The sequence below is a fragment of the Paenibacillus sp. PvP094 genome (assembly GCF_040546835.1).
Classification (GTDB): domain Bacteria; phylum Bacillota; class Bacilli; order Paenibacillales; family Paenibacillaceae; genus Paenibacillus; species Paenibacillus illinoisensis.
In genome coordinates, this window is record NZ_JBEPOM010000001.1 from 2,202,635 (window position 1) to 2,228,227 (window position 25,593).

General features: G+C 46.9%; 20 protein-coding genes. 13 read left to right on the top strand and 7 right to left on the bottom strand.

Annotated elements, in window-relative coordinates; all coding sequences use genetic code 11:
• Positions 1-196: 196 nt before the first annotated feature.
• Positions 197-1,645, bottom strand: a complete 1,449-nt coding sequence (locus tag ABIC22_RS10285) for a DEAD/DEAH box helicase (protein WP_095290673.1) — start codon at positions 1,643-1,645, stop codon at positions 197-199.
• A 495-nt stretch (positions 1,646-2,140) separates the two neighbouring features.
• Between ABIC22_RS10285 and ABIC22_RS10290 the strand changes: the two genes are divergently transcribed.
• A complete protein-coding gene (locus ABIC22_RS10290; RefSeq protein WP_354480597.1) occupies positions 2,141-3,079 on the top strand; it encodes a macrolide 2'-phosphotransferase in 939 nt (312 codons plus the stop codon).
• Positions 3,080-3,128: 49 nt separating this feature from the next.
• Positions 3,129-3,815, top strand: a complete 687-nt coding sequence (locus ABIC22_RS10295; protein WP_354480599.1) for a hypothetical protein — start codon at positions 3,129-3,131, stop codon at positions 3,813-3,815.
• A gap of 119 nt (positions 3,816-3,934) precedes the next feature.
• On the opposite strand, the gene ABIC22_RS10300 is transcribed toward ABIC22_RS10295, so the two are convergent.
• The gene (locus ABIC22_RS10300; RefSeq protein WP_354480601.1) at positions 3,935-5,449 is read right to left on the bottom strand and encodes a leucine-rich repeat domain-containing protein; all 1,515 of its coding nucleotides are present in this window, start codon (positions 5,447-5,449) and stop codon (positions 3,935-3,937) included.
• 309 nt (positions 5,450-5,758) lie between these two features.
• Here ABIC22_RS10300 and ABIC22_RS10305 point away from each other — a divergent pair, with 309 nt between their 5' ends.
• The 6 genes from ABIC22_RS10305 to ABIC22_RS10330 all read left to right on the top strand — a co-directional run bounded on the left by ABIC22_RS10305 (position 5,759) and on the right by ABIC22_RS10330 (position 11,653).
• Positions 5,759-6,649, top strand: a complete 891-nt coding sequence (locus tag ABIC22_RS10305; protein ID WP_354480603.1) for a diacylglycerol/lipid kinase family protein — start codon at positions 5,759-5,761, stop codon at positions 6,647-6,649.
• 141 nt (positions 6,650-6,790) lie between these two features.
• Entirely contained in the window at positions 6,791-7,708 is a 918-nt protein-coding gene (locus ABIC22_RS10310) for an aldo/keto reductase (protein WP_153980434.1), read from the top strand.
• 274 nt (positions 7,709-7,982) lie between these two features.
• Positions 7,983-9,365 (top strand): helix-turn-helix domain-containing protein, encoded by a 1,383-nt coding sequence (locus ABIC22_RS10315; RefSeq protein WP_354480605.1) that lies wholly within the window; start codon positions 7,983-7,985, stop codon positions 9,363-9,365.
• A gap of 340 nt (positions 9,366-9,705) precedes the next feature.
• Positions 9,706-10,086 carry a GntR family transcriptional regulator gene (locus ABIC22_RS10320; protein ID WP_127537533.1) on the top strand — a complete coding sequence of 127 codons (381 nt, stop codon included), beginning with the start codon at positions 9,706-9,708 and terminating at the stop codon, positions 10,084-10,086.
• On the top strand, positions 10,083-10,958 hold the full coding sequence (locus ABIC22_RS10325; protein WP_127537532.1) for an ATP-binding cassette domain-containing protein: 876 nt from the start codon (positions 10,083-10,085) through the stop codon (positions 10,956-10,958). Before ABIC22_RS10320 ends, ABIC22_RS10325 begins: the two co-directional genes overlap by 4 nt.
• Positions 10,955-11,653: a hypothetical protein gene (locus ABIC22_RS10330; protein WP_127537531.1), complete on the top strand. Its 699-nt coding sequence runs from the start codon at positions 10,955-10,957 to the stop codon at positions 11,651-11,653. Before ABIC22_RS10325 ends, ABIC22_RS10330 begins: the two co-directional genes overlap by 4 nt.
• Before the next feature lie 120 nt (positions 11,654-11,773).
• On the opposite strand, the gene ABIC22_RS10335 is transcribed toward ABIC22_RS10330, so the two are convergent.
• The 3 genes from ABIC22_RS10335 to ABIC22_RS10345 form a co-directional block, all read right to left on the bottom strand.
• On the bottom strand, positions 11,774-12,550 hold the full coding sequence (locus tag ABIC22_RS10335; protein ID WP_354480608.1) for an isocitrate lyase/PEP mutase family protein: 777 nt from the start codon (positions 12,548-12,550) through the stop codon (positions 11,774-11,776).
• A gap of 57 nt (positions 12,551-12,607) precedes the next feature.
• A complete protein-coding gene (locus tag ABIC22_RS10340) occupies positions 12,608-13,666 on the bottom strand; it encodes a bifunctional transcriptional activator/DNA repair enzyme AdaA (RefSeq protein WP_354480609.1) in 1,059 nt (352 codons plus the stop codon).
• Positions 13,667-13,792: 126 nt separating this feature from the next.
• The gene (locus ABIC22_RS10345) at positions 13,793-14,662 is read right to left on the bottom strand and encodes a DMT family transporter (protein WP_354480611.1); all 870 of its coding nucleotides are present in this window, start codon (positions 14,660-14,662) and stop codon (positions 13,793-13,795) included.
• Between the two features lie 199 nt (positions 14,663-14,861).
• Here ABIC22_RS10345 and ABIC22_RS10350 point away from each other — a divergent pair, with 199 nt between their 5' ends.
• The gene (locus ABIC22_RS10350) at positions 14,862-15,452 is read left to right on the top strand and encodes a hypothetical protein (RefSeq protein ID WP_354480613.1); all 591 of its coding nucleotides are present in this window, start codon (positions 14,862-14,864) and stop codon (positions 15,450-15,452) included.
• Between the two features lie 120 nt (positions 15,453-15,572).
• On the opposite strand, the gene ABIC22_RS10355 is transcribed toward ABIC22_RS10350, so the two are convergent.
• Positions 15,573-16,490, bottom strand: coding sequence for a phosphatidate cytidylyltransferase (locus ABIC22_RS10355; protein ID WP_354480615.1), 918 nt, complete (start codon positions 16,488-16,490; stop codon positions 15,573-15,575).
• 98 nt (positions 16,491-16,588) lie between these two features.
• On the opposite strand from ABIC22_RS10355, the gene ABIC22_RS10360 reads away from it, so the two are divergent.
• From ABIC22_RS10360 to ABIC22_RS10370, 3 genes are all read left to right on the top strand, one after another.
• On the top strand, positions 16,589-17,131 hold the full coding sequence (locus ABIC22_RS10360; RefSeq protein ID WP_354480616.1) for a hypothetical protein: 543 nt from the start codon (positions 16,589-16,591) through the stop codon (positions 17,129-17,131).
• 115 nt (positions 17,132-17,246) lie between these two features.
• Positions 17,247-18,572 (top strand): GntP family permease, encoded by a 1,326-nt coding sequence (locus tag ABIC22_RS10365; RefSeq protein WP_354480618.1) that lies wholly within the window; start codon positions 17,247-17,249, stop codon positions 18,570-18,572.
• A 22-nt stretch (positions 18,573-18,594) separates the two neighbouring features.
• Positions 18,595-19,737, top strand: coding sequence for a glycerate kinase (locus tag ABIC22_RS10370; protein WP_354480620.1), 1,143 nt, complete (start codon positions 18,595-18,597; stop codon positions 19,735-19,737).
• Positions 19,738-19,851: 114 nt separating this feature from the next.
• Here the strand turns inward: ABIC22_RS10370 and ABIC22_RS10375 are convergent, their stop codons facing one another.
• Positions 19,852-20,898 (bottom strand): CdaR family transcriptional regulator, encoded by a 1,047-nt coding sequence (locus tag ABIC22_RS10375; protein WP_354480622.1) that lies wholly within the window; start codon positions 20,896-20,898, stop codon positions 19,852-19,854.
• A gap of 462 nt (positions 20,899-21,360) precedes the next feature.
• Between ABIC22_RS10375 and ABIC22_RS10380 the strand changes: the two genes are divergently transcribed.
• On the top strand, positions 21,361-25,362 hold the full coding sequence (locus tag ABIC22_RS10380) for a DUF4073 domain-containing protein (RefSeq protein WP_354480624.1): 4,002 nt from the start codon (positions 21,361-21,363) through the stop codon (positions 25,360-25,362).
• Positions 25,363-25,593 lie beyond the last annotated feature (231 nt).

A 25,593-nucleotide genomic window follows, 5' to 3' on the forward strand; every position in this document is an offset into this window, starting at 1 on the left:
AGCTGGACTTCCATTCGTTTCAAGTGAACAATTCATCCATTGCTGAACAAAGAAGTGCTTTTCGATATAAAGCGGCGAGAGCGGGGAGTTTTTTATAAGACGTGTTCATCTACTTTGCTGAAAACCTGCATAAATCAAAGAAGGAGTGCCTCAAGACACTCCCACTTCTAAGATATATTAAATTCGTATCTTCCGCTTACACATGCTTCCCTTTGCGGACCTTCAGCTGTTTACCCTTGACCGTTGTGTTTTGCATCATTTCCAGTACAAGCGGGCCTTTGCCGTTTAGGATCTCCACATCGGTCACATTATCGAGAATGGTAATAATCCCGATATCATCTGCGGTGACGCCTTCCAGTTTGGCAATAGTACCTACGAAGTCTACGGCACGCAGCTTTTTCTTCTTGCCGCCGTTGAAGTTCAGCTTCATGATCTGCTGGTTCAGCTGCTCACGCTTGTCTTTTTTGCGTTCAGGTACAATCTTCAGACGCTTCTCGAATTCTTCCCTGCGGCGATCAACAGCTTCTTCAGATGGGGCCGGAACAACCGGGATCTCGAATCCGATATAGGATTCAATCTCGGCCAGGCGTCTGCCATCCTTCGGCGTAACCAGCGTGATGGCTTTGCCTGTCTTACCAGCACGTCCGGTACGGCCTGTACGGTGCACATAGCTCTCTTTTTCCAGCGGAATATCATAGTTGATGACATGAGTGATATTCGTGATATCGATCCCACGTGCCGCAACATCGGTTGCAACCAAATAACGGAATTGGCCTCTTCTGAATGCATTCATGACTTCGATCCGCTCGTCCTGCTCCATGCCTCCGTGGATTCGGTCTGCTGGGTAGTCCAGGTCAGCCATCACCCGGAACAGTTTATCCACGTTCTCCTGTGTACGGCAGAATACAATGCAGCTGTCCGGATTTTCCACGATAAACAGATCCTCCAGCACAGCGGTCTTGTTGACTTCGGATACCCGAACAACCTCGTGTTCTATTGTAGCTGTTGTGAGACCACTTGCTTTGATCTCGATCTCTACCGGATTATCCATATACTTGCGTGAGAGACGGGCAACGTCCTCAGGGAATGTAGCGGAGAATAACATCGTTACGCGCTCGCGAGGCAATGCCTGAATAATAGCTTGTACCGTCTCGATAAAGCCCATGTTCAGCATTTCATCCGCCTCGTCAATGACGAGATAGGCAATCCGCTCGAGCGGCAGCGTGCCGCGTTCGATATGGTCCAGCACACGTCCCGGCGTACCTACGGCGACATGTGTTCTTTGTTTTAGCTCTGCTTTTTGAATATAAAAAGGAGATTGTCCATAGAGTGCCGTGGCTTTAATCCGCTTATAGCGTCCAATATTGGTGATGTCTTCATTGACCTGCAGGGCCAGTTCACGGGTTGGCGTGAGAATCAAAGCCTGCGGTTTATTTTCATTCCATTCCACCAGCTCACAGATCGGAATACCATACGCAGCTGTTTTACCACTGCCAGTCTGGGATTTGACCACGAGGTCTTTATTTTCCAAAGCGACCGGGATGACTTCAGTCTGAACCTCGGTTGGCGTTTCATAACCCAGACTATCCAGTGCCCGGACGATCTCTTCGCCAAGTTTATAATCTTTGAATTGTTGCTTGCTCATTGTTAACCTCTTTTGCATTAGTTTTAAGTGCTCTTACCAGAGACGTGCAGGATGCTTACTATATAAGCATTGCACCATACCTATATCGTATACCTGTTCATTATACTCTATATGCAGGAAGGCCAGTGGAGGAATTGACCTAGGTACATGGGCAAATCAGGAAATTCATGCTGGAACCAGGAATTGGAATATGTTAGCATAGGGGTAACTTACTGAACGGAGGGATACGTGTGGCACATTTTTTCCGATTGAGATAGTAGCGAAACGTTTGTTTGCGCGTTGCTGCTTGCTGCCTGTGTGCAGATAATCGGGAGAGGTTTGCCTATTTACACGTATGCCGTAATCGATAGTGGACACTCTTGTCTAAGAGTGGTTCTTCGATGTACCACTATTGGACTGCACATAGTTAGGTATATTCCTTAATCCGAGATCAAGGCACAGGCGTGAATGTCTGTGTTTTTTTTATTTTTCTGAGGTAAAAGAGGAGGAATGGGTATGCAAGGACCAATTTCGAATGAACAGGTAAAACTTCAACAGGATATATGGCTGCTCGCGGAACAGAATGGGCTTCGAATCCGCAAAGATTCGATGGAAATCAATGAGTCCGGGATGGATTTCAGGGTGGCCTTTGCTACCGATGAGAGTGGGCAAAAGTGGGTTTTGCGCCAGCCGAGACGTGGAGATGTATGGGAGCGTGCCGAGAACGAGCGCAAGGTATTGGGGGTTGTACAGGATAACTTGTCAGTTAAGGTGCCGGATTGGCGAGTTTGTACACCGGAGCTGATTGCTTACCCCTTGCTGGACGGTGAACCGGTTGCTGTGGTCGATCCTGCTGGGGGAGGATATGCATGGCGCTTTCCACAGGGAGACCTATCGGATGTATTTTTTGATTCGCTGGCCGCTGCACTCGTACAATTGCATGGCATTGATGCCAATGAAGCGGTACAAGGCGGAGTGCGGTGCAAGACGTCTAGGGAAGTGCGCCAGGAGTTTGCTGCTAATATGGAGCAGATTAAGCAGAGCTTCACAGTGCCGGAGCGACTCGCCGAGCGGTGGGAAAAATGGGTGTCTACAGACCATTTCTGGCCTGAGCACGTCACATTCAATCATGGTGATTTGCATCCACCGCATATTATCGTCAATCATACACAGCGGGTAACCGGGCTTATCGACTGGACGGAAGCGGAGATCGCCGATCCAGGGAAGGATTTTGTGATCTTGTATGGGCTTTTCCAGGATGCTGGATTGCGCGATCTGTTAAAGCGTTACGAAAAGGCAGGGGGAAAAACATGGCCCCGGATGTTTGATCATATTCGGGAGCAGTGGGCTGCTTACCCGGTACTGGTTGCACAATTCGCACTAATCACAGGGGAAGAGTCGACCATGGAGATGGCGAGAGGCATGCTGGCTAGCTGGGATGTGCCTCAGGATTAAACTGGACTGTATGAACCTAAGTACGCTGGATCAGGGAGGAGGTGGAGTTGTGGAACGGGTCCGTGCCATGCATTGGTTAATAAGTGTTGTATTACTGATTGGATTAACGAGTTGCTCTACCCCTTTCTCCAACTCTCGTGATGATGCAGGAAACAGACTGTCCCTGAACCGGATAGCGGAACTTAGAGAAGAATATCCACTCTCCACTGGCGTCCCGCCGACAATCAATATGAGGGAAGTGAGTTTCAGAGAGATGATGGATTTCGGGGAAGCGGTCATTATTGCAGAGGTGATGAGCGAACTCCCAAATTTTAGCGTCGATTTGACCGCTGTACCGGGCACACCTGAGGGAGATTCCGCAGAGAAGGATCAGGATGCTGGCATTGGTCCATACAAGCCTGAGTTCATAGCGTACAAGGTGAAAGTGCTTCAGGTTGTAACAGGTGAGGGTGTGAATGAGGATACATTTCTCTTTTATAATGCTGACTTTGCAGGCATGGAACCGGAACTTAAACCAGGCATGAGAATCGTCACCGTGGTCAAGAAGGGGACAACAGGGGAACAGGTGGAAGGTTATTCGTTTACCCGGTATGGAACGTATTATATTGTGGATGGGGATTATGTGCTATCTGCATATGAAGGGGAATCCGAGGAGCTGCGTGAATTTACGGAAAAAACGAACGGCATCCAGGTGGACTCTTTTATTCAGAAGATCAAGGAGCTAGCACACAGTTAGCAGGCAGAGGAGATCGTCGCCCTGTCCCTTGTTTTGCAAGAAATATAGCAAGAAAATAATAAGCCCATCGCATGCAGTTCATACAAGAACCTGCGATAGGCTTATTTGTCGTAACACCTTTAAGATTCAATACTGTTGTCCACCTGTTTATTTTCAAAAATCAGAATCGTTTTGCTTCTCCCGATATATCCGACTGTCGTGTTAAGCTGCTCCGAAACAAAGCGAACAGGTACAAAAGCCGTGCCATTTTCGATCAACAAGGGAGCATCATTTATCAGGAGCGAATCGTCTACAACCACCTGTTTGTTGCCGGCAGTCCAGCGAATAGTTTTATCACCTTGTGTGATTACGGCCTCCTGCTTGTTGCGATCCCAACCCACCTGGGCATTCAGTTGTTCGGACACAAATCGCAGTGGCACATACGTACGCCCTTCATGGATAAAAGGTGCAGCTTCCAGGGCGTATGTGCGATCACCCACATAGGCTGTGGTCGACCCTTCGATCAGACGCTGAAAACGGCCTTGCGGTGTGCGTTTCTGTTCCCGGACATTCATCTGGTTAAGGAGACTCATGGTATTGCTGCCATTCGATACGTCCAGGTAGTTATTTTGCACGGTCAATCCGGCAGATTCCGCTTCCGTCATCGGGGTCAGTACGTTAGGCGATACAGAAGTGGAAGCTCCGATGTCCTGTACCGTATTCGCGGGAGTAGCCTGTGTAAAAGTAAAGTCGGCAAGCGGCGTCAGATCCCATACACGATTGTTCGCAAGCTTCAGCACCTCCAGCTTGGTGAGCTGTCGTAATGGCTCCAGATCATAGATCTGATTGGATTCCGCATTAAGCTCGGTTAACCGCACCAATCCTTCAAGTGCCTTGAGGTGCTGAATGTGGTTACTCGAGATGTCGAGCCCTTGAAGACGCGTCATATGCTGCAAGGGTGACAGGTCCGAGATTGCATTGCCTGCCACGTTTAGTCTCAATAATGTATTGTCCATATCAGCCAGTGGGGCCAGTGATTGCAGCCGATTATTTGCTACGTTCAGCTGCAGCAGCCGAGATTGATTAACCAGTGGAGTCAGATCTGCAATCTCGTTATTGGAAATCTCCAGCCATTTCAGATGATCTAGTTCAGACAAGGCAGATAAGCTGTAAATTTGATTGCCACTGGCATAAAACGTATGTAATCGGGTAAAGCCACGAACCGCTTCTATAGAAGAGATAGAGTTGTTGCTGATGTACAGCCGTCCGAGTTCCTTCAGGTCAGCGAGTGCCTCAATGGAGGTAATATAATTGTTGCTTACGTCGATTTCCCGGAGCTGGTCCAGATGCTTCAGCGGGGTCAGATCCTCAATCTCATTGCCGTATAGGCGGAGATGTGTAAGGTTGGTCGCATACTCCAGTCCCGACAGGCTCTGAATCCCTGCATTACTCAGATCAACAACGGTAAGCTGTTCCAGGTCGGAGGAAGTTAAGGGTGAATCTACCGGTTTGTTCAAGATCAGTTTAAGTCCGTTTTCCAGTGCAGGATCTTCTATGATGCCTTTGCCTGAGTCCATCGTTGCGTAGGCCATGGCTTGCCCCGACGCACCGATACTTAGAATGAATATTAGACATAGTAGTGCCATTCTTTTCATTGCATGCATTCCCTCCGATATTCAAAAGTTCTTCTAGCTTTTATGTAATCCACGCATTGTAAAGGTCAGGTCAACAGGAATGAATCCTCAACATTTCTCTAGTTATTAACCCGTCTGGCGAGAAAAGGAACATCCATTTCAGGGGACAGGTAACAACTCTACTTCTATTCTATATGAAACAAGCCTTGATCTGTACTCCTTCAGGTGAACTTTACCAAAAAAATCTTTTGGCCTGCGAGCCTTATTCATCCTACCCCGAGAAAGGGTATAGAAGAAGTAAATATGTGCAGGTGGAGGGGAGAGGCGTTTATGCGTCAAGCCATGATCATTAGCAATCCGTCATCGGGAAAAGAAGAGGCGCAGCAGTACGTGTCCCAAGTTCAGGCGATTTTGGAATCGCAGCAATATCAAGTGATGATTAATGAGACAGCCGGGGTGGGTGATGCAACCAGTTACTGTCTGGACGCCTGCCAAGGCGGCTGTGATCTGGTCATATCCATTGGGGGAGATGGCACACTGCATGAGACCATTAATGGCATGATGGATCAGAAGCATCGTCCCAGGCTGGGTATTGTGCCACTAGGTACAGTGAATGATTTTGCCCGTGCGCTCCATCTGTCTCTCGATCCTGATGAAGCCATTAAGCAGCTTGGTTCAGATCAGGTACGCAAGGTGGATCTGGGGAGAATTAATGATCGTCTCTTCGCCAACGTGGTGGCGGCCGGTTCTTTGGCTGAAGCGTTATCTTCCGTCTCATCGGAAGACAAGTCGAAGCTGGGCTCCCTGGCTTATTTGAAGGAAGGATTGAAGGACCTCGTGTCCTCGCCCGCCTATCCTTTGAAGATTGAATACGATGGGCTGACGTGGGAGGGTGAATCCCCGTTGTTTCTCGCTGCGCTAACCAATTCGGTTGGCGGATTTGAGAAGCTGTCTCCGGATGCAGTGCTGGACGATGGACTGATTCATTGTTTTGTGATCCGCAATATCAGTGTGTTCAACAGCCTGACACTGGGAACCTCCTTATTGTTTGGGCATCTGAAGGACCATAAGGATGTGGATTATTTTACGGCAAAAGATATCCGGGTAAGCTGCACTGAATCGGTCCGCACCAATGTGGATGGGGAGGAAGGGCCTGCGCTGCCTATCCAGATCAGCGTCTTGCCTCAACATATTGAAGTGATCGTGCCTCAAGAAACGTAAGCCTGTCTAGAAATGGAGAAAAAACGACCATTTTTCCATATAAGATGTCTAAAAATCCATTGAAACCGATTGCAGATCTGTGTCACAATCAAAGCTGGAAGACAAGTATATACCAATATCCGAATATGGAGGGAAATCACCTTGAGAACAATAAAACTTGGCAGCAGCTCACTTGAAGTACCAGTTGTGGCCGTAGGCTGCATGCGCATCAATTCACTCAGCAACAAAGAGGCAGAACAATTTGTTCATTCCGCCATGGAAGTCGGTGCGAACTTCTTCGACCATGCTGATATTTATGGAAACGGGGCATGTGAAGAGATTTTTGCAGAGGCGGTACAGATGAATCCCCAGGTTCGTGAAAATATGATTTTGCAATCCAAATGCGGTATCCGCAAGGGTATGTTTGATTTCTCCAAAGAGCATATCCTGAATTCAGTGGATGGGATTCTGCAGCGTCTGAAAACCGAGTATCTTGATGTTCTGCTGCTGCACCGTCCGGATGCTCTGGTGGAGCCGGAAGAAGTGGCAGAGGCATTCGATCTGCTCGAACGTGAAGGCAAAGTGCGTCATTTCGGCGTATCCAACCAGAATCCGAACCAGATTGAACTGTTGAAAAAATACGTGAAACAGCCGCTGGTAGCCAACCAGCTTCAGCTGAGTATTACCAACACAACAATGATCTCCAGCGGGATCAACGTGAACATGGAGAACGATGCAGCCGTGAACCGTGATGGCAGTATTCTGGATTATTGCCGCTTGCACGATATCACGATTCAGCCATGGTCTCCTTTCCAATATGGCTTCTTCGAAGGCGTATTCCTGGGCAGCGACAAGTTCCCGGAACTGAACGCCAAGATCGATGAGATTGCAGCCAAATATGATGTAAGCAACACCACCATCGCGATTGCCTGGTTGCTGCGTCACCCAGCTCAAATGCAGCCTGTAACTGGCACAACGAATATTGAACGCCTGAAGGACTGTGTCAAAGCTGGAGATGTTCATCTTACACGCCAGGAGTGGTACGAAATCTATCGTGCTGCCGGGAACATCCTGCCTTAAGTCTGATTCACAAACAGAGTCGTAGAGACTACTCTCTTATACGAAAACACGAGCATTTATTCGGCTCGTGTTTTTTGTTTTTTCCTTGATTTGATGCGAGTTCATTCCCGGTATAAAATAGGGGAACGGGGTTTATTTTATCAAAAGGATTAAATTGTAATTAATACAAATTAGTTGAAATTATTATGTTGACCCTTTCTTTTGGATTACATATAATTACTTTTGCATACCGTTAATCCTGTATATGGCTTTAATTTGGGAGGGTGGTGTTCGTTTGGAGCCGACAACCACGATTCGCGATCATTTAGAGAATTATCTGAAGCGCGAGCAGATGTCCATCAGTTTTTTTTCGGAAGCATCGGGTATTAATTCGGGTACGCTGAGCAATATTTTGAACAAAAACCGCCCGATTGCGATGCAGCAGTTGGACCGAATCACTTCAGCCATGAAGCTTGAAGAAGGCCATTTCTATGAATTGTATATAGATGAGTGTTTCGTTCATGCTACCCCCGATTGGCGAAGACTGGGCCCCTTCCTTCACCGTTGTGCGGAGTTAGACAAGCTAAATTGTATTGAAGAGGTTATCCGATTAATGATGGATAATCTATCGTATATTCCCCTTTTATTTGATCTGGCTGAGGAATTCTACCACGAAGGTAGATTTAAACCAGCCATCCTCTTATATGAAACGATCGCTGAGAGTGAGAAAATGCAGCATTCGGAGCGTCTCGCTCTATGTCAGTATCGGCTGTTTAAATTGGGCCTGACCAATGACCAGCAGAGAAACCTGATCATCGCAGCCAAATTCGAGTATTATGTTGATCGCCTGGATGAACGATATCAGTTGGACGCTCTTAATGAACTGATCAATGCTTTTGGAGCACTACACCGATGGAGCAAAGTGCAGGAGCTGTCCGAGAAGCTAAAAGTGAAGGCAACCATTCATTATGAATTGAATGGCAGAAGAAAACAGGAAGAAACCAAAAAGCCTATTGTTTTCTATGTCCTTTATTCCGATTTGGCTGCTGGAAGTGCATGTTATCATCTCAAAGATTACGATAGTGCTTTAAAATATGTCTCATTATATGCAGATAACAGCTGGGTTAAAGACCCCGATCAGGATGAGATTGTGGTTATTCATCAGTTCCAGGAATGGGCTGTAGCAAATCGTTATATCTATCAATTGATGGCGGGGCAGTTCGAGATTCTGCCTTCCTATTTAGAATATATATCTACCAAGGAAAATGAAATTTTTCCTGCTCTTTGCGATATAGTTACCGCCGCTAATCGTTATGGTGAAAATATCGATTATGTTCTTGAACAGTATCAATCGTATTTTACGTATCAGGAACAGAGTAATCGAATTGGAAAGGTTAGCAAGCAGGTTACTGATGATCGTTATTTACGTCTTTTAGCTGATCTCGGAGCGTATTATCTAAAGAAAGATGAGTATCATAAAGGCTTGGGATTCGTGCTTGATAGCTTAAGATTTTCTATTGAAATTAGCAGCGGCAGGGGTATGCTAAGGGGTATCGGATTGTTTGAACAGTATAGGGATTATGCGACTGATACAGCCAAGCAGCAGTACAAAATGATCATTAGTGAGGTGCAGAAACTCAATGAAGAGAAAGTTGGCTTTGCTGATAGCTACATGTAGCATTGTGGTAAGCATACTAACTCCTGCAAGTGAGCCTGACTTAAGTACGGATGCTCCAAACCCCGCAATTATGAGAACCGCTGATCATGGTTTCGGCTCTTAATCCCATTAGGAAATTGGAACGCTTCTGAATTTTCATTCAGAGGCGTTTTTTTTGTTTGCCTTTGCCATGACAAAGGAGGGGTGGCTCCATCTTAAACGGATGAACTCACTCCATCTTGCAGGTTCAAAAAAAAATGAAATACGGGATAGTCGGCTATTTACTTTTGAATATCTGTGTACTATAGTTAGTTACATGAGTAACTAACCAATTAACCTAAATAACGAAAGTTGGATTGGCATGAAATCGACTTTGGATGAATCACAGCCCATATTTCATCAGATTGCCATGATGATTATGGATGATATTGTGGAAGGCAGATTACAAGCGGAAGAGCAGGTTCCATCGACCAATGAGCTCTCACGTTTCTACAATATCAATCCGGCAACAGCGCGCAAAGGGCTGCAGGAGCTTGTGGACAGAGGAATCATTTATAAACAGCGAGGTGTTGGGATGTTTGTCGCCAAAGGAGCAAGAGATGCACTGCTGGTTGAACGAAAACAGCATTTTTACGAAGAATACATTAAGCCACTGCTCGAGGAAGCCAGACGGATTCATATGAATGAAGACATGATTATTGATCTGATTAAAGGCAAGAGAGACAAGGAGAGTGAGTCATGATTCGTGTAGATCAGGTAAGCTACGGTTATCATCAGACACCTGTTTTGGACCATGTCACATTGCATGAAAGTGAGCCGGTCATTAGTGCGATCTGGGGGAGGAACGGAGCCGGGAAGACAACACTTATGAGTTTGCTTGCTGGACATAACCGTCCTGATCAGGGCAGCATTCAAATCATGGGGGAGGACCCCTATAATAATCTGGCTGCTCAGAAGCATCTCTGCTACGTTCAGGAGAATCACCCGCTGGGCAGGAACTGGACAATAAGTGACCTGGTACGATTCGGTCAGTATTTCCATCCAGAGTGGAATCAGGAATTGGCGGAGCGGTTAATTGATCTGTTTGAATTACCTTCCAAAAGGAAGATCATCAAATTTTCCAAAGGGATGAAAACAGCTGCCCAGATGGTTCTTGGCCTCGCAAGCCATGCGAGTGTTACCATTCTGGATGAGCCGACCAACGGATTGGATGCAGAGAAACGCAAATTTTTCTATAATACCTTGCTTGAAAGTTATGAAGAGCATCCCCGTTTGATTCTGGTTTCTAGCCATCATATTGAAGAGATTCAGCCGTTATGTGAGTCACTCATCGTGCTCCATCAAGGCGGCGTACTGTGTCATGAACAGATGGAAGAGATGCGCGAAAAGGGAATTCTGCTAACAGGGTTAATTCGTGATATAGATCAGGTTACCCAAGGCGAAAACATCATGGAGTCTGCACAGCTCGGGTCAACAAAAAAGGTGATGATTGACGCCTCTTACTCCAAGGAGTGGAGAGATATAGCGCAGGCGCATGGTCTTTCCATTGAAAAAGCGACCCTGCAGGACTATTTGGTTAACCTGACGCGGAAACAGGAGGTGCTTAAGGGATGAATGCAGTAAAAGGTACAAATCGACTGATTCTGGATGATATGCGTTGGTATCTGATGCTCTTCTCACTCATTACACTTATGCTTACGGCCGTATATCTGGCAGTGGGCTTCATATTTGATGTTGCTTTTACCACTCAGCTGTTCGGGCCCATGTATGGGGGGATCTGTGCATTTGCTGTGGCAGGTCTCATTACACTGTACCCCGTTGCAATTGGACTGGGGAGCACCCGAATTCAGTTTCTGAAATCCTTCTACCTCATCTCTGCATGGATGGTGGTTGGTACCATTACCATTCTGAATGTGATCTATCTCATCATGCATCTGCTTCATGAAGCTGGATGGCTTGGTGTAACCTTTTATCAGTTGGGTAGGCTACACTCCAGTGATTATCAATTCCTGTCCTATCTCTGGATTGACTTGATGATTGGATTTCTTGTCCTCGGGTTATCTATCTTTTTGACGGTTTGCTGGATACGGCTGGGAATGCGCAATTTCCTGATCCTGTTCTTCGGCTTAGGCCTGATTCTTACGCTGGCTTTCGTTTTGTCCGACCTGAGTGCTCTGGTAAAATGGTTCACGAGTATCAATATCCTTGTGTTTGCCACGGTCTTGGGGGCTTTGAGCTGGGGGTTCATTCTATGCACCTATCCCATGATGAAGAATGCGCCGCTTACGATGAAGGGCAGAAAAGAGTAGTGGTTATCGGTATACGTTAGAAGGCTGTGTGGATCTATGGAATCAAACGTAAACAAACACGAGTGCATTACTGCCTCGTGTTTTTCTGTTTATATAATTATTCCTGCACCTGTAATCTTCTTAGCTTGTTTCGAGTAAAATGCTTCGTCCGAGTTCTTTCAAGTGTTCCATGGCACTCTGATAAGGATAAGGTCCGTAGCTTACCCGGGCTACCCCGAGCCTCGCGAGCTGTGCTGGGGTTGGCTCATTAGATGTCACCATTACGTTGACTGGAATCGGGGAGTGTTCACACAATTCCTGAATGAGTTGTGGATCCTGTAGACCTGGAACGAATAGCCCGCTGGCTCCTGCCTCTGCATAAGCGTGGGATCGTACTAGGGCTTCTTCCAGGTGGAATGAGGTATGCTGCGCTGGTGCCGTTTGCAGAAATATATCCGTGCGAGCGTTAATGAATAGGGGAATGTCCATTCGTTCAGCGGCTTCCCGAGCGGCTCTCAAGCGCAGAACGAATTCCTCAATGGCATATAGACCTGTTCCACCAGGAAGTTGATCTTCGATGTTAATGCCGACAGCACCACGCTTGATTACCCGGAGGACATTCTCCTTCACTTCTGACGCATACCTGCCATGCCCTCCCTCAATATCGATGGTAACAGGCAGTTTAGTACTGGATGTGATGCGAGCGAGATTGGAAAGTACCCATTCAAACGGCATGATCTCTCCGTCCTGCTCCCCATGAGCCGCGGCAACAGACCAGCTTCCGGTGGCTATGGCTGCGGCTCCAATCGATTCAATGGCTTTTGTACTTCCGGCATCCCACACATTGATTAGCACGAGTGGATTACCTTTGATGTGCAGCTGGTGAAATAGCTCTGCTTGTTCTTTTAGGGTCTGCATAGGATGATTCTCCTCCGTTATATCGTTATAAATGGATATACTTTCACTGACTATGTCTCAACGAATTTGTCCAAAAGCAGTCTTCTCATGGGTTAACAGCCAGTTCTTGCGAGTGAGGCCACCGCCGTACCCACCGAGATCGCCACTTGCATTAATGACCCTGTGGCACGGGATGACAATGGCCAGTTGATTCGCCCCATTGGCCTGTGCGACTGCACGGCATGCGGACGGTTTACCCAGTGCAACAGCGATATCCTGATATGACCTTGTCTCGCCTGGCGGAATCGCCATAAGCTGCTCCCAGACGCTCTTTTGGAATGGTGTTCCTAAACAGAACAACGGGGTGTTGAATGCCGTTAAAGTCCCGTCAAAATACGCTGCCAGTTCCCGCTCGATAGAGTGAATGGGTTCAGTTACACCCGGTACGATAGCGGACTTGGTTCGTTTCCGAAGGCGCTCCACTTCCCGCTCCAGACCTCTGCGATCCACAAATTCAAGCAAATACAGGGCTGTATCATCAGCCACGGCCATCATGGGTCCAAGACGGGTATCAATCCAGGAGGCCTTCAGCACCCGCCCGTCATCCACATGAGTAGGAGCAGCGCCCATAATTCGGGAGAAAGCATCCCGGAAGCCGCTGCTGGATTCGTAACCTGTTGATAGCTGGGCATCGATAATGGTGCGGCCTGAGCGGATATTCTTCAAAGCCAGTCCCATACGACGTGCGCGAGCATACTCCACAAAGGTCATGCCGAACCGCTTTTTGAACTGGCGGCGTGCCGTGGACTCATCGATGGATAAATCCTTGAAATCCTGACCTTTCCAGCGCTTTTCCGGATTGTTCTCCACGGCCTCGACCAGTATTCGGACTACATCAGATACCTGGTTGGGGTGGGATAACGGACGGCAGCGCTGACAGGGGCGAAATGAAGCAAGCAGTGCCTGCTGTGCGGTCTCGTAAAATTCACAGTTTTCATATTTGGGCTTCCGTGCAGGGCAGGTAGGGCGGCAAAATACCCCCGTCGTTTTGACACCAACGTAGAATAAACCTTCGTATTCCGAATCTTTGGCAACCAGAGCCTGATAATATTGTTCTTTCAGTTCAGCAGAGATCATTAAACGCACGTCCTTACGATTTTTGGTCCAGCTAGCAAGATGCAGTCCTATCGGAAGTCACATCTGTCTTTGTTATTATAAAAAAACGATGCGCAGGGCATCGCCGAAAATCAGGCATGAATATTTTTATTTCAATGCAATGTGTTTCTTTCCTCCAGTCCAGTTTACCAAAAAGATCCCCAGGAATATAAATAACCCGCCAATATAAACGTAGCTCCGGATGACCTCCCCAAGAAGCAGCCAGCCGGATAGTATGCCGAAGAACGGAGCTAGAAAAAGAAAGGCGCTTGTTTTGCCAGGATCGCCTTTGCTCAGCAGGTAGTACCATGTAGCAAACTGAACAATGGAGCCAAGCAATGCCAGGTATAGAACAGCACGAATGGAAATGGCGTTAAGCTCCAGATGTGGTGTCTCCAGCGATAAACTGAGCAGTAATAGGAGCAGGCCGCCGAATAACATTTGATAAGCGGTCAATACCCAGGTGCTGAAGCGGGCCCCCCACTTTTTTACGAGTAAAGTAGCAATGGCCCACGACACGGCGGAGCCTATGCCCAGCCACGTTCCTTCTGATAACTGCAAGTGAAATCCCAACGTAACAAACACTCCTGCAATACCAATAACGACACCTATCCACTGATAAAACCGGTATTTCAGATGGAGAAACAGACCTCCCAGAATAACGACCAGCAACGGATTGGTAGACGTAAGAATGGAGGTCTCTCCAGAAGGAATGGTACGCATGCTAAGAAAGATGCAGGCCATAACCCCGGTTGTCTGGAACACACCAATAACGAATAATCGGGTCCAGTCCGGTAAGGTAGAAGGAAGATTTTTGTTCCACACCCATAGTGCCATGAGTCCCCCAGCCAGTGTAAAGCGGATACCTACGAGAAGAAGTGGAGAAATATAAGCGAGCCCAATTTTGCCAACAGCAAAAGAAGAACCCATAAGCGAAGTGGCAATGATGACAAGTATGATGTAAACCAAGCGATTCAATATGTTCCCCCCTAAATTCGGTAATGCCTTTGTCTAACCAAGGTAACACGTCAATAGTTCAGAACTCATCGAAGTGTGGCTGTAATGATCAAATTCGGATGGTTTACATATTATGGAGCTTCATGAGGGACGATATGGTGTAGTGATTAATAAGGCATGTGTCGTTTAGATGGATTAGACCAAGATGGAAGGAGTTCCAATGATGAAAAAGAACACGAATACATTTGCTCTTTGGGCATCGGTGCTTTGCATTCTGCTGCTGATCAGCGCCTGTGGCGCGAAAAATAACAATGAATCGGTTCAGGAACACGCTTATCCGCAATCCAAGCAACCTATCGAGGAAGCGGGAAAAGGCTCCATTCCGAACTCGGATGCCAAACAGGGCAATGAGGACCCGGCGAACACGGCGGATGGCGATGAAGGGAAGCTGTCTGCTCAATCCGATTCATCAGCAAATGACGAACAGATCATCATTCAAATTGACCAATCGGACAAGCCGACAGAGAATAACAAAAGCTTTGACTTCTCCGTGAGCCAGGTGCCAGAGGGCTACACCCTCTCTGAGCTGCGGTGGACATCCAACCAGATTACCATTATTAACTCGCCTGCAGAGGCCATTCAGCATGGTGGTGACGGTAAAGAAGGCTTCTATATTAGCGGGAACGGACAGTTCTCCGGCTTTAAGTACTCGGATGAAATGAAGGGTGAACGGGGTAAGATCACACTTGTCTACAAGAATGAAGCGGGTAAGGAAATACTGGCCGAGCAGGAAGTTCAGTTGAAAAAATAAAGAATAAGCAGCCGATATTGAACTGCCCCCCAATTGTTGGACACCATCTAACAATTGAGGTGCAGTTTTTTCGTTTGGCATGATCTCCAAAAATGCATCTTGCGGTAAGTGTTGTCTGATCTACATGAAGTCGAAGAAATAACGAACGACATGAAACATGACCGGAGACGTATAGGTCAGGCTGTCGACCCGGCTCAGATAACTTTTTTTGAGTGCATCGAATTTGTTGTCGTCCCCAATTAACAAGTCCCGCTTGAGTACAGACACCGTCAGACTTCCGAAGAAACCGGCAAGGCTGATCAATACACCGATAAAGATTCCGAATTGCCAATCGAACGGAGTCAGATAAGGGTGGATGAAATAGGAGGCTGCCGTTGTGATCACGAGTGCACAGGCGAATCCTTCCCATGTCAAAAATGGATTAGCTGTGGGTACCACTTTTCGTTTCCCCAGATAGAGGGAGACCAGATAGTGGACCACATCGTTAAGCTGTGTTAACACGACCAGAAACAGGACCAGCTTCGACCCATATTCCGGTGTTGCGAACGGAAAGTAAGCCAGATGGCTGAGCCCGAATACCATCAGCATCAATCCCCACTGCGTAGAACTTACACTTCGCAGGAAGCCGACTGTTCCCTTATTAATCAAGCGGGGCAGGGGCAGCACGAGGAAGACATACAGCGGAATAAAGACGATAAACATCCCATACCATCCAATATAGATCCAATAGAACTGCACCGGTATAGCGAGATAAGCCCATAGGAACAGCCGGCGGTCAGCCTTTCGGGTACTGCGGATCATGGAGAAATACTCTTTGAGCGCGAAGAACGCAAGTACCATCAATGAGATGAGGGAAACAATCGGATTGAAGAGTGTAGCGAGACAGAAAATGACGAGCATGCCCCACCAGGTCTTGATTTTGTTGCCAATGCCTGAATAATCCTTGTCCGGCTGAAGCCTGGCAATGATTTTATACACGATATGTATGACGAGTAATGCTGCAAAAATGAGCGTTAATGTGAAGAGCGAGCTGCTCACGAACCAATCACCTGCTTATTCCAGAAGTAAGATCCCATAATTGGGTACCTATGTTATTATGAAGGAATAGTGCCAACTTGATAAGGGGAAATTTCGTTATGACAGCCGACCGTTCAATCTACATCCTGCTTACGAATACAGGGACACTGTTTACCAAGGTTATTCAGAGTTACACGAGAGCACCATACAATCATGCCTCAATCTCTTTCAACCGGGAATTATCCGAGCTGTACAGCTTCGGCCGCAAGCACCCGAACAATCCGCTGAATGGCGGTTTTGTGAAGGAGGATATTCAGACGGGTACATATAGCAAATATCCGAATACAACATGTGTCATTTATGAGCTTCAGGTTACGGACCGCGAGGTGGAAAAAATGAAACGCGTGCTGCAGATTTTCATCCGCAGCCGTCAGAAGTACATGTACAATCTGCTGGGAGTCATCGGCATTACCCTGAAGGAGCCAGTGGAATTCAGCAACTCCTACTTTTGCTCCCAGTTCGTGGCTGAGATTCTTCAACGTTCGGGAATTAAGCTGTGGAATAAGCTGCCTGCACTGGTGACCCCTGATGATTTTCGTCAAAGCGATCGCCTGAAGCTGGTATACGAAGGAAAGTTAAACGACTATAAGCCAGTCACCTAAACGCAGAACAGCCTGCTGCCTCGAATCATTGAGCAGCAGGCTGTTGTGCATATGCACAATGAATTTCGTCCTTTAATCAATATTTATTTGATACGCCAGCCTCTATAATGAAAGCGTGTTCAACAAGAGCAAGGGGGCAATCACAATGGAGGCTTTAACTATTAGTTGGATTGGCGCACTGGCAGGGCTTGCTATTGCCATCATATTGATCTTAAGGAAGCTGAACCCGGTCTATTCTTTATTTCTGGGGGCAATTGTAGGCGCTTTAATTGGTGGAGCAAACCTGGAAGAGACCGTAAACATATTGGTGAATGGCACGCAAAGCGTCATGGGCACCGTGCTCCGCGTTCTTGCGGCAGGGGTTCTGGCAGGTGTCATGATGGAGTCTGGAGCGGCAGAGACAATAGCTCAGGCGATTGTGCGAAAATTTGGTGGAAGCAAGGCAATTCTAGCATTGGCACTGGCCACGATGATTATTACAGCTGTTGGGGTGTTCATCCCCGTTGCCGTACTTATAGTGGCACCAATCGCCTTGTCTGTGGGTAACAAAATGGGTATTTCCAAACTGGCCTTGATTCTTGCGCTATCTGGCGGTGGTAAGGCGGGGAACATTATCTCTCCGAATCCCAATACGATTGCAGCGGCACGTGGATTCGATCTGGATCTCAGCAATGTCATGCTGGCAGGTGTGATTCCAGCCATCTGCGGATTAATTGTAACCGTTATCGTCGCTTCAATGCTCAAAAATAAAGGCGTAATGGTTACTGATCAGGAAGCGGAACAGGGTGAAGTGGATACCTCACAGTACCCGCCGCTGAGAAAAGCAATTGTTGCACCTCTGGTAGCTATCATTTTGTTAATGATTAACCCGATTGGTTCAATAACAGGGGTAGAAGTACTATCCACGTTCAAAGTGGATGCGATGTATATTCTACCGCTTGCCGGCATCATCGGCATGCTGGCGATGGGACAAGGTAGAAACATTGTGAAGTACACAACTTCCGGATTAAATAAAATGACAGCAACCGTGCTTATTCTGATCGGCGCAGGCGGAATTGCGGGTCTGATCTCTGCATCCGACTTGTCAGGTCAGGTGGTTAGTTTAATTGAAGCATCCGGCATCTCAGGCACCTTCCTGGCGCCGATTGCGGGTATTCTGATGGCAGCAGCTACTGCCTCTACATCAACCGGTGTCATACTGGCAACAGGCTCGTTTGGCGACGCGATTCTGAACATGGGGACGGCTCCGCTCGCAGCAGCGGTTATGGTGCACACCGGGGCAACCGTCATTGATTCTCTGCCTCAGGGGAATTACTTCCACGTTTCGGCAGACAGCATGAAGATGACGATCCGGCAGCGGATGGGCGTCATTCCTTATGAAGCTATTGTAGGTGGGACGATGGCGATTGTAGCCACATTACTATACGGATTTATCCTCTAATAACAAGGATGGGGTGAGAAGAATGGGAGAGAAGACATTTGTACTGGCACCGGATTCATTCAAGGAGAGCATGACGGCGAAGGAAGTCTGTATTGCGATGGAAAAAGGATTGCGTAAAATCTACCCGACCGCCAGTTACATCCATGTGCCCATGGCAGACGGCGGGGAGGGGACCGTGCAATCATTGGTGGATGCTTCGAATGGTGTCATTCACCGGAAAGAGGTGAGCGGGCCGCTTGGTCAACCGATCATGGCGCAGTATGGCATTCTGGGGGACGGTACCACGGCAGCCATTGAGATGGCATCGGCCAGCGGCATTCATCTGGTAACCCCGGACAGCAGGGACCCGCTCCGCACGACCACTTACGGAACAGGAGAACTGATTCGGGCATGTCTGGATCTTGGCATTCGCAAAATCATTATCGGGATTGGTGGCAGTGCCACCAACGATGGCGGCACAGGCATGGCTGAGGCGCTCGGGGCGAAGTTTCTGGATGCCCAAGGGCAGCCACTTGCTCGTGGCGGTGGGGATCTGAACAAGTTGGCCCATATCGATGTGTCGGGTCTGGACCCGCGTTTGCAGGAAGTGGAGCTCATTGTAGCCTGTGATGTGACCAATCCGTTGTGCGGAGAGCATGGTGCTTCAAGGGTATTTGGGCCGCAGAAGGGGGCTACACCGGAAATGGTACAGCTGCTGGATGGCAATCTCTCTCATTATGCGGAGGTGGTGAAACAGCAGCTGGGCAAAGATATTCGGGATGTTCCAGGCGCCGGAGCAGCAGGTGGACTGGGTGCAGGATTGCTGATTTTTACCCAGGCCGTTCTGCGTAAAGGCATTGAGATTGTCATCGAGTACACAGGTTTGCAGGGCAAGCTGGATCATGCAGATGTGGTGTTTACAGGTGAGGGCGGAATCGATTTTCAAACGAAATTCGGCAAAACTCCTTACGGTGTTGCACAGGCCGCCAAGGAAGCAGGCAAACCGGTGATCGCCATTGCAGGGTATGTTGGTGAAGGTATCGATACACTGTACACGGAAGGTATTGATGCCGTATTCGGTATTGTACCGGGGGCAGCCGATCTGGGTAAGCTGCTTCGTGAAGGGCCGGAGAATGTGGAGCGTACCATGGAGAATATTGCAAGAGTGCTGAAGTTGGGTTTGTGATCTTGATGATCAATCGGGATGAAATGATCAATCAAAGTTATAACGGAGACGGGTTGCGGATCTGCCAGCGTGCAGATGCTGCATGCCCGTCTCTCTTTTTTATGATGGCTGTTGTCACTGATGGAGTGAGAGCAGTCCATGGGTAAGTTCGATCAGTTCGAACCAGTTGTGAGGGTCTCTGCCCGTAATAGTCTCTATGCGTTTGAGGCGATACTGCAGCGTATTGCGATGAATGTTCAGATCGGTAGCCGTTATGGTCATGCTTCCGTTATGGTGGATGAAGCTGCGCAAGGTTTCCAGCAGATCTGCATGGTCTTCCAGCCTGCTAATGATGTTGGCTTGAGACGTCAGGCGAGCCTTGCTGAAGCTTACCAGAAAGTGCACATCATCATAATAGAGGAGAGGGGTAGCTGGCTGAAGTGCCATCAGAATATTCATGACGGATCTCGCCTGCTCATAACAAACAGCAACGTTGGGTTCTTTTCGGCTGACCGAAATCAAGCAGTGAGGCTGTTCTTGACGTAATCGCTCAAGGAGTGAATCAAGATCTGTTTCACTTTGAATCATGATAATCTGTGCGTCACCTTCGTCCTCCATGGAGAAAGAGGGGAACTGCAGCAATACTTTGCCTATACTTTCATTGAATTCAGGAGTACTTCCACTGGCCTTGATGTAAAGGAGGACGGTTGGCAGCTGCAGATCCAGGTTGTATTGCAATGCTTCTTTCCTGATCTTCAGGGAATAGGAACCGTAATGATTCAATAGGCGTTCCAGAAAGGCCTTCTTACGCGATGTTTCATGAGCCAGACTCTCCAGTTGGTTGCGTTGTTCAATGAGGAGCGCGACCGTTGTCCGTACAATGTTACAGAACGGGCGAACCTCGTCCGGATGACCGGAGATTCCGATGACACCCACATGCTGGTTGTTGATCCTAATCGGTTCATTGGTGCCCATTTTCTCTAATTTCCCGTCCTGCCATACCTCAATTCGGCTTCCTGTGGTCAGTGCCCGAACAGCACCCTGATGAACGGTTCCGACCCGCTCTTTCTGGCCGCTTCCAATAATAATGCCCTGTTCATTCATGATGTTGATGTTATACGGAATGTCCTGCATCATTTTGTCGACGATTTCCTGTGCCTGTCTCTCGGTGAGCTGCAGCAACGCTATTTCCCCCTTTCTATTCATTTGGCTTAAATATAGGTCAACCGTTATTTCGAATGTTGGCATATCTATCTACATTGTTCATATGAACGAAATTATAAATGATTGATAAGGCGTACACAAATGACATATTCACCTCAATTGCGCGAGTGATGACATGATCCTGTCCCAGTTCCCGCTCTGATTCGTTAAGGTTCCTTGGACTGTAAAATTTGTAGATGTTCACTACACGTTGATTGATAGGCTCGACATAGAGGGGAGTAGGCCTTCGAGATTATCTGTTAATTAAAAAAATGATGAATAATGACGAAAAATGTAGAGATTCAACCTGGTTTTTACCTTCAAGAAGGGTCTTTTTCCAATTTTTAGATTGATTGTTCAGAATCCGTTCAGAGTTGCGTACTACAATAGACCTAAATTGCGGCCATTTGAATGGAATAGAAAAGAGGAGGATACAGGTTTATGTTTTACAGGAAGCTAGTAAGTTGTTTATTAGTTGCAGTTCTGTTTTTGCAGGTTGTTAGTGTAGGAGGGGTAAGTGCGGATTCCGATCCTACCCCATTAGAGCAGCTCAATCAAATCAGAAAATCAGATCAGGATATTGAACAAACCATTTCACAAGTTCAAAGTCTCATAGAGAACAGCAGTCTAATCGATGATAAAACAATGCTCTATGATGGGCTGGATGAAGAACAAAAGAGGGAACTGGCACGAGGAATGACTCTATTGCTGCCAATTGGGACAGATTATGTGAATCAAAGTCAAGCTAACGACATTTTCTTCTTCTTATGCTTTCTAGTAGAATTGCCTAAAACGATGAATTCAAGTGAAGCACAGTTTTTTTTGGATAATATATATAATTTTTATTTTAGTCGGGCCAGAGGTTTCCTACCTTCTGAACAAGCACAACCAATGGTTGAGGCGAGTGCTGCCTACAGCATGCTAAGAGGTGCTGATAAGGAAATATTCACAAATATTGTGATGTTTGGACCTGCTTTAGGTCAACACCAAACACCCATTAATTATAAGGGTCAGATTGAATTACTGAACGTGCTGATGTCGGATTATCTTCCAATTAACAGACCCATCACTGGATCAGACATGGATGCTGCACTGAATAGTCTCTATGCACACTATCAAATGACTTGGATGATTGGTATGAATCCAAATGCTGCAGTTCAGCCTTTTCCAATCAACATGGAGAAGATGTCTACAATCCAGAATAATGAGCAGAGACGGGCGGAACTGGCAGATTGGATGATTTATAAGAGACCTGGTATTGAAGGCTACAATACCACAGCAGAAGTACAAGCTGCCTTTGACGCATTCTTCGCAGTGGCTGCCCCAGCAGTAACAGCGGATGATGAAACCAACTTAATCGTGGGTGCGGACGACACGATGGAATACAGCACGAATGCTGGCTTAGATTGGTTTGTTTACAGTTCTACTAATCCACCTCAATTTGACGGTGCCCAAACAGTATGGGTGCGTGTGAAGGCAACTGGAAGTAGCCCAGCAGGTCCTTACGAGACATTGACGTACACCGAGAATAGAGGAGCAGATCCACTTGAGGCACTAAACTTGGCAAAAAGCCATGCAGATGTAGCTGGTGTACTCGTGGCAGTTCAAGACCCACAAGTCGGAGTAATTCTCCCTCAGGATTTTGGCAACTGGACCAAGGATGAGAAAGAATCCATGGCTGAGTTTCTAACGCTTATGAACGGCAGCAAAGGATATGTAAGTAAAGATCAAGTGCAATATGTGATTGACCTGGTTGTTTACCCTCGGAACCTGCTTCAAACGCGTGATTTGCTGAGCGTGGAGCAGAGGGTTACAACGTATTTTGACATGCTGAGAGGTCTGCCTGACGTATTCAGTGGAAATATGGATTCCAGCATCTCTACCATTTATAGCATTGGGAAAAAGTATAACAATCTGTCAGCAGTAGATAAGCAGATTCTGACCTACAAGCTTAAATTCGATATTATACGCAGTTCATTACCAGTATATAAGTATAGTGAGCAGTTATCTGCTAATCTTTCAACGTATGGACCAATTAACAGTCTGACTAGCAAACCTCAAATGTATAGTGCACTGGTACGTCTTCGTTTATTACAGAAAGAATCAACACAGTATAACCGTGATTTGTCTACAACAGAATATATGGATGACTTCCCGCTTAACCTTAGTAAGATTGATGACATTACCAATGAAAAATATCAAGAACTCGCCCAATGGATGATCGATAAGCGTCCAGTGGAAGGTTACGCAAACTACCAGGCAATTCAACAAACGTTCAATGCTTTCTTTGGCCCATTATCACCCATGGAACAATTAAACGATGCAGTGGATGCAGAAAATGTAGGTGAGGTTCTAACTATTATCCGCAACAGCCCTGAGCTTGTAATACTCCCTGCGGGATTCAATGATCTTACTCCTGAAGAGCAGTTAGCTGTAGCTCAAGCTTTGATTGATTTGCTTCCGGATAAATATGATTATGAAAATGAAGGACAAGTAAGATATACCGTTGAGCTGGCATATGAAGCTGTGCTTGCCTATAAGGCAACGAGTCAGGCCGAGATGCAAAGTCATTTGGATAATTTCTATATGAAGCTTTCTCAAGTCGATGAATATATCTCGATTGAAGACTTCGAAGATTATGAAGAATTCCGTGAGCTTAGCAAAAAGTACGTAGAGGGGTCTGTTGTAGATCAGAAATTGATCGCTTATATGGCTCGCCTCATCTTCAAAGAAGAGGGTATGTCAGTGGATAAGGCTGTGCTCGGCATGGTTATGATCTTGACCATTTCTCCGTCTCTTAATGTAAACACAGCAGACGAGATGAGCCAGACCTTGTTTACACTTCTGATGATTCAACAAGAGGTGGAAGAGTACAACAAACAATCGGATCATGAAAAGCTGGATGACTTCCCATTGAATTTCTCGAAATTAGCAGATGTATCGAGTGATGAATCTAAGATCGAAAAACTCGCACAATGGATGCTGGATAAAAAGCCAGCTAACGGTTACGTAAGCTATACCGAGGTTCAATCGGCATTTGACGAGTTTTTTGAACCTAAGACACCGGTTGTCACGCCGCCAAGCAGTGGCGGAAGCGGTGGTGGATCTTCATCTACACCTGTAACATCAACGCCTGCAACAAATAAAGAAACACTTACGGTGGATGTGAATGGTACCAACGGGACCAACTTGGTGAAAACAACAATTACACGTACAACAGAAACAAATGGTAAGGTGAAGGACCTCGTAACAATGTCTGAAGCGACTGCCAAAGAATCCGTAGAAAAAGCGAAACAGCTTGGCATGGATACAGCACGCATCATCATTCCGGATGCCAAAGATTCCGTATCCGAGACTCGCGTAGAACTGCCAAAAGCAGCAGTAAAACAGCTGAATGATGGCGGACTTAAGCTGGAGATCTCGACAGAGAATGCAATCATTTCAATTCCTACGGCTTCGACCGCTGGTTTCGACCAAGACTTGTACTTCCGCATTGTGCCAATGAAGCAGGAATCCGAGCGCAAGCAAGTGGAAGAACGCGCGAAGCAAGAGCAATTGATTCAGCAAATTACGCCGGATGCAAATGTCAAAGTACTGGCTCGTCCAGTCGAAATCGAAACGAATATGCAGAGTCGTGAAGTAACACTGACATTGCCACTGCGTGATAGTCTGCCGACAGATGCAGCAGCACGTCAGAAGGCTTTGGACAACCTGGCTATCTATATTGAACACAGCGACGGTACCAAAGAATTGCTGCAAGGGAAGCTGGTTCAGCTGAACGATGGCAGTGAAGGCATTGAATTTACAGTAAGCAAATTCAGTACGTTCACACTGGTTGTGGTCGATGGACTGAAAGCGGCAGAAACAATTAATAAACCATATATCAAAGGTTTTGGTGACAAGTTCCGTCCAGATGCATTCGTGACTCGTGCTCAAATGGCAGCCATGTTGGCTCGTAACCTGACGGATGAATCTAAATCTATTAATTCCGGTAATTTTGCCGACGTAGCAGCAACTCACTGGGCAAACAGCGAAATTGCACAAGCTCAATCCGCAGGGATCATGAATGGCATGAGCGCAACTCAATTTGTACCAGAAGGTTCGATCACACGTGCGCAGATGGCGACGATTGCTTACCGTTGGATTCAGCAGCAATCGGGCAATGCAACTGCAGCATTGGAAGCTAGATCATCCTTTACGGATGTGTCCACAGATTCCTGGGCTGCAGAAGCGATCGCATATGTACAATCTGCTGGCTTGATGACTGGATACACCGATGGTACGTTCAAACCGGATAGCCGATTGACCCGTGCTGAAGCAGTAAAAGTATTAAATGTGTTGTTCAAGCGTACCCCAGCAGTGGGTACAGGTTCACAATCGTTCTCTGACGTACCCGCGTCTCACTGGGCATATGCAGATATTGAAGCTGCAGCACAGCAATAATGATCTGCTAAATTGAAAATAAATAAGGCTACCCGAAGGGGTGGCCTTATTTGTATTTAAAAGAACGGATTGCGGCTTATTTTAGATGCGAATTTTACATATCTTTACCTGCAACAAACTGTCGAGACGTTTATTCCACGGTGTCTGTCCTTTTTCACGTATCACGCAATGGTTTCAAATCTCTGCAATCACCGAGAATACTGCTCCGTATGCAGTAGTTTCTGCATAACC

What these genes read in the sequence shown, in the direction of transcription:
- ABIC22_RS10360 (WP_354480616.1), top strand. Translation starts at nt 16,589, where the DNA reads ATGACAGCCGACCGTTCAATCTACATCCTGCTTACGAATACAGGGACA.
- ABIC22_RS10335 (WP_354480608.1), bottom strand. Translation starts at nt 12,550, where the DNA reads ATGCAGACCCTAAAAGAACAAGCAGAGCTATTTCACCAGCTGCACATC.
- ABIC22_RS10290 (WP_354480597.1), top strand. Translation starts at nt 2,141, where the DNA reads ATGCAAGGACCAATTTCGAATGAACAGGTAAAACTTCAACAGGATATA.
- ABIC22_RS10330 (WP_127537531.1), top strand. Translation starts at nt 10,955, where the DNA reads ATGAATGCAGTAAAAGGTACAAATCGACTGATTCTGGATGATATGCGT.
- ABIC22_RS10285 (WP_095290673.1), bottom strand. Translation starts at nt 1,645, where the DNA reads ATGAGCAAGCAACAATTCAAAGATTATAAACTTGGCGAAGAGATCGTC.
- ABIC22_RS10320 (WP_127537533.1), top strand. Translation starts at nt 9,706, where the DNA reads ATGAAATCGACTTTGGATGAATCACAGCCCATATTTCATCAGATTGCC.
- ABIC22_RS10325 (WP_127537532.1), top strand. Translation starts at nt 10,083, where the DNA reads ATGATTCGTGTAGATCAGGTAAGCTACGGTTATCATCAGACACCTGTT.
- ABIC22_RS10340 (WP_354480609.1), bottom strand. Translation starts at nt 13,666, where the DNA reads ATGATCTCTGCTGAACTGAAAGAACAATATTATCAGGCTCTGGTTGCC.
- ABIC22_RS10370 (WP_354480620.1), top strand. Translation starts at nt 18,595, where the DNA reads ATGGGAGAGAAGACATTTGTACTGGCACCGGATTCATTCAAGGAGAGC.
- ABIC22_RS10380 (WP_354480624.1), top strand. Translation starts at nt 21,361, where the DNA reads ATGTTTTACAGGAAGCTAGTAAGTTGTTTATTAGTTGCAGTTCTGTTT.
- ABIC22_RS10305 (WP_354480603.1), top strand. Translation starts at nt 5,759, where the DNA reads ATGCGTCAAGCCATGATCATTAGCAATCCGTCATCGGGAAAAGAAGAG.
- ABIC22_RS10350 (WP_354480613.1), top strand. Translation starts at nt 14,862, where the DNA reads ATGATGAAAAAGAACACGAATACATTTGCTCTTTGGGCATCGGTGCTT.
- ABIC22_RS10300 (WP_354480601.1), bottom strand. Translation starts at nt 5,449, where the DNA reads ATGAAAAGAATGGCACTACTATGTCTAATATTCATTCTAAGTATCGGT.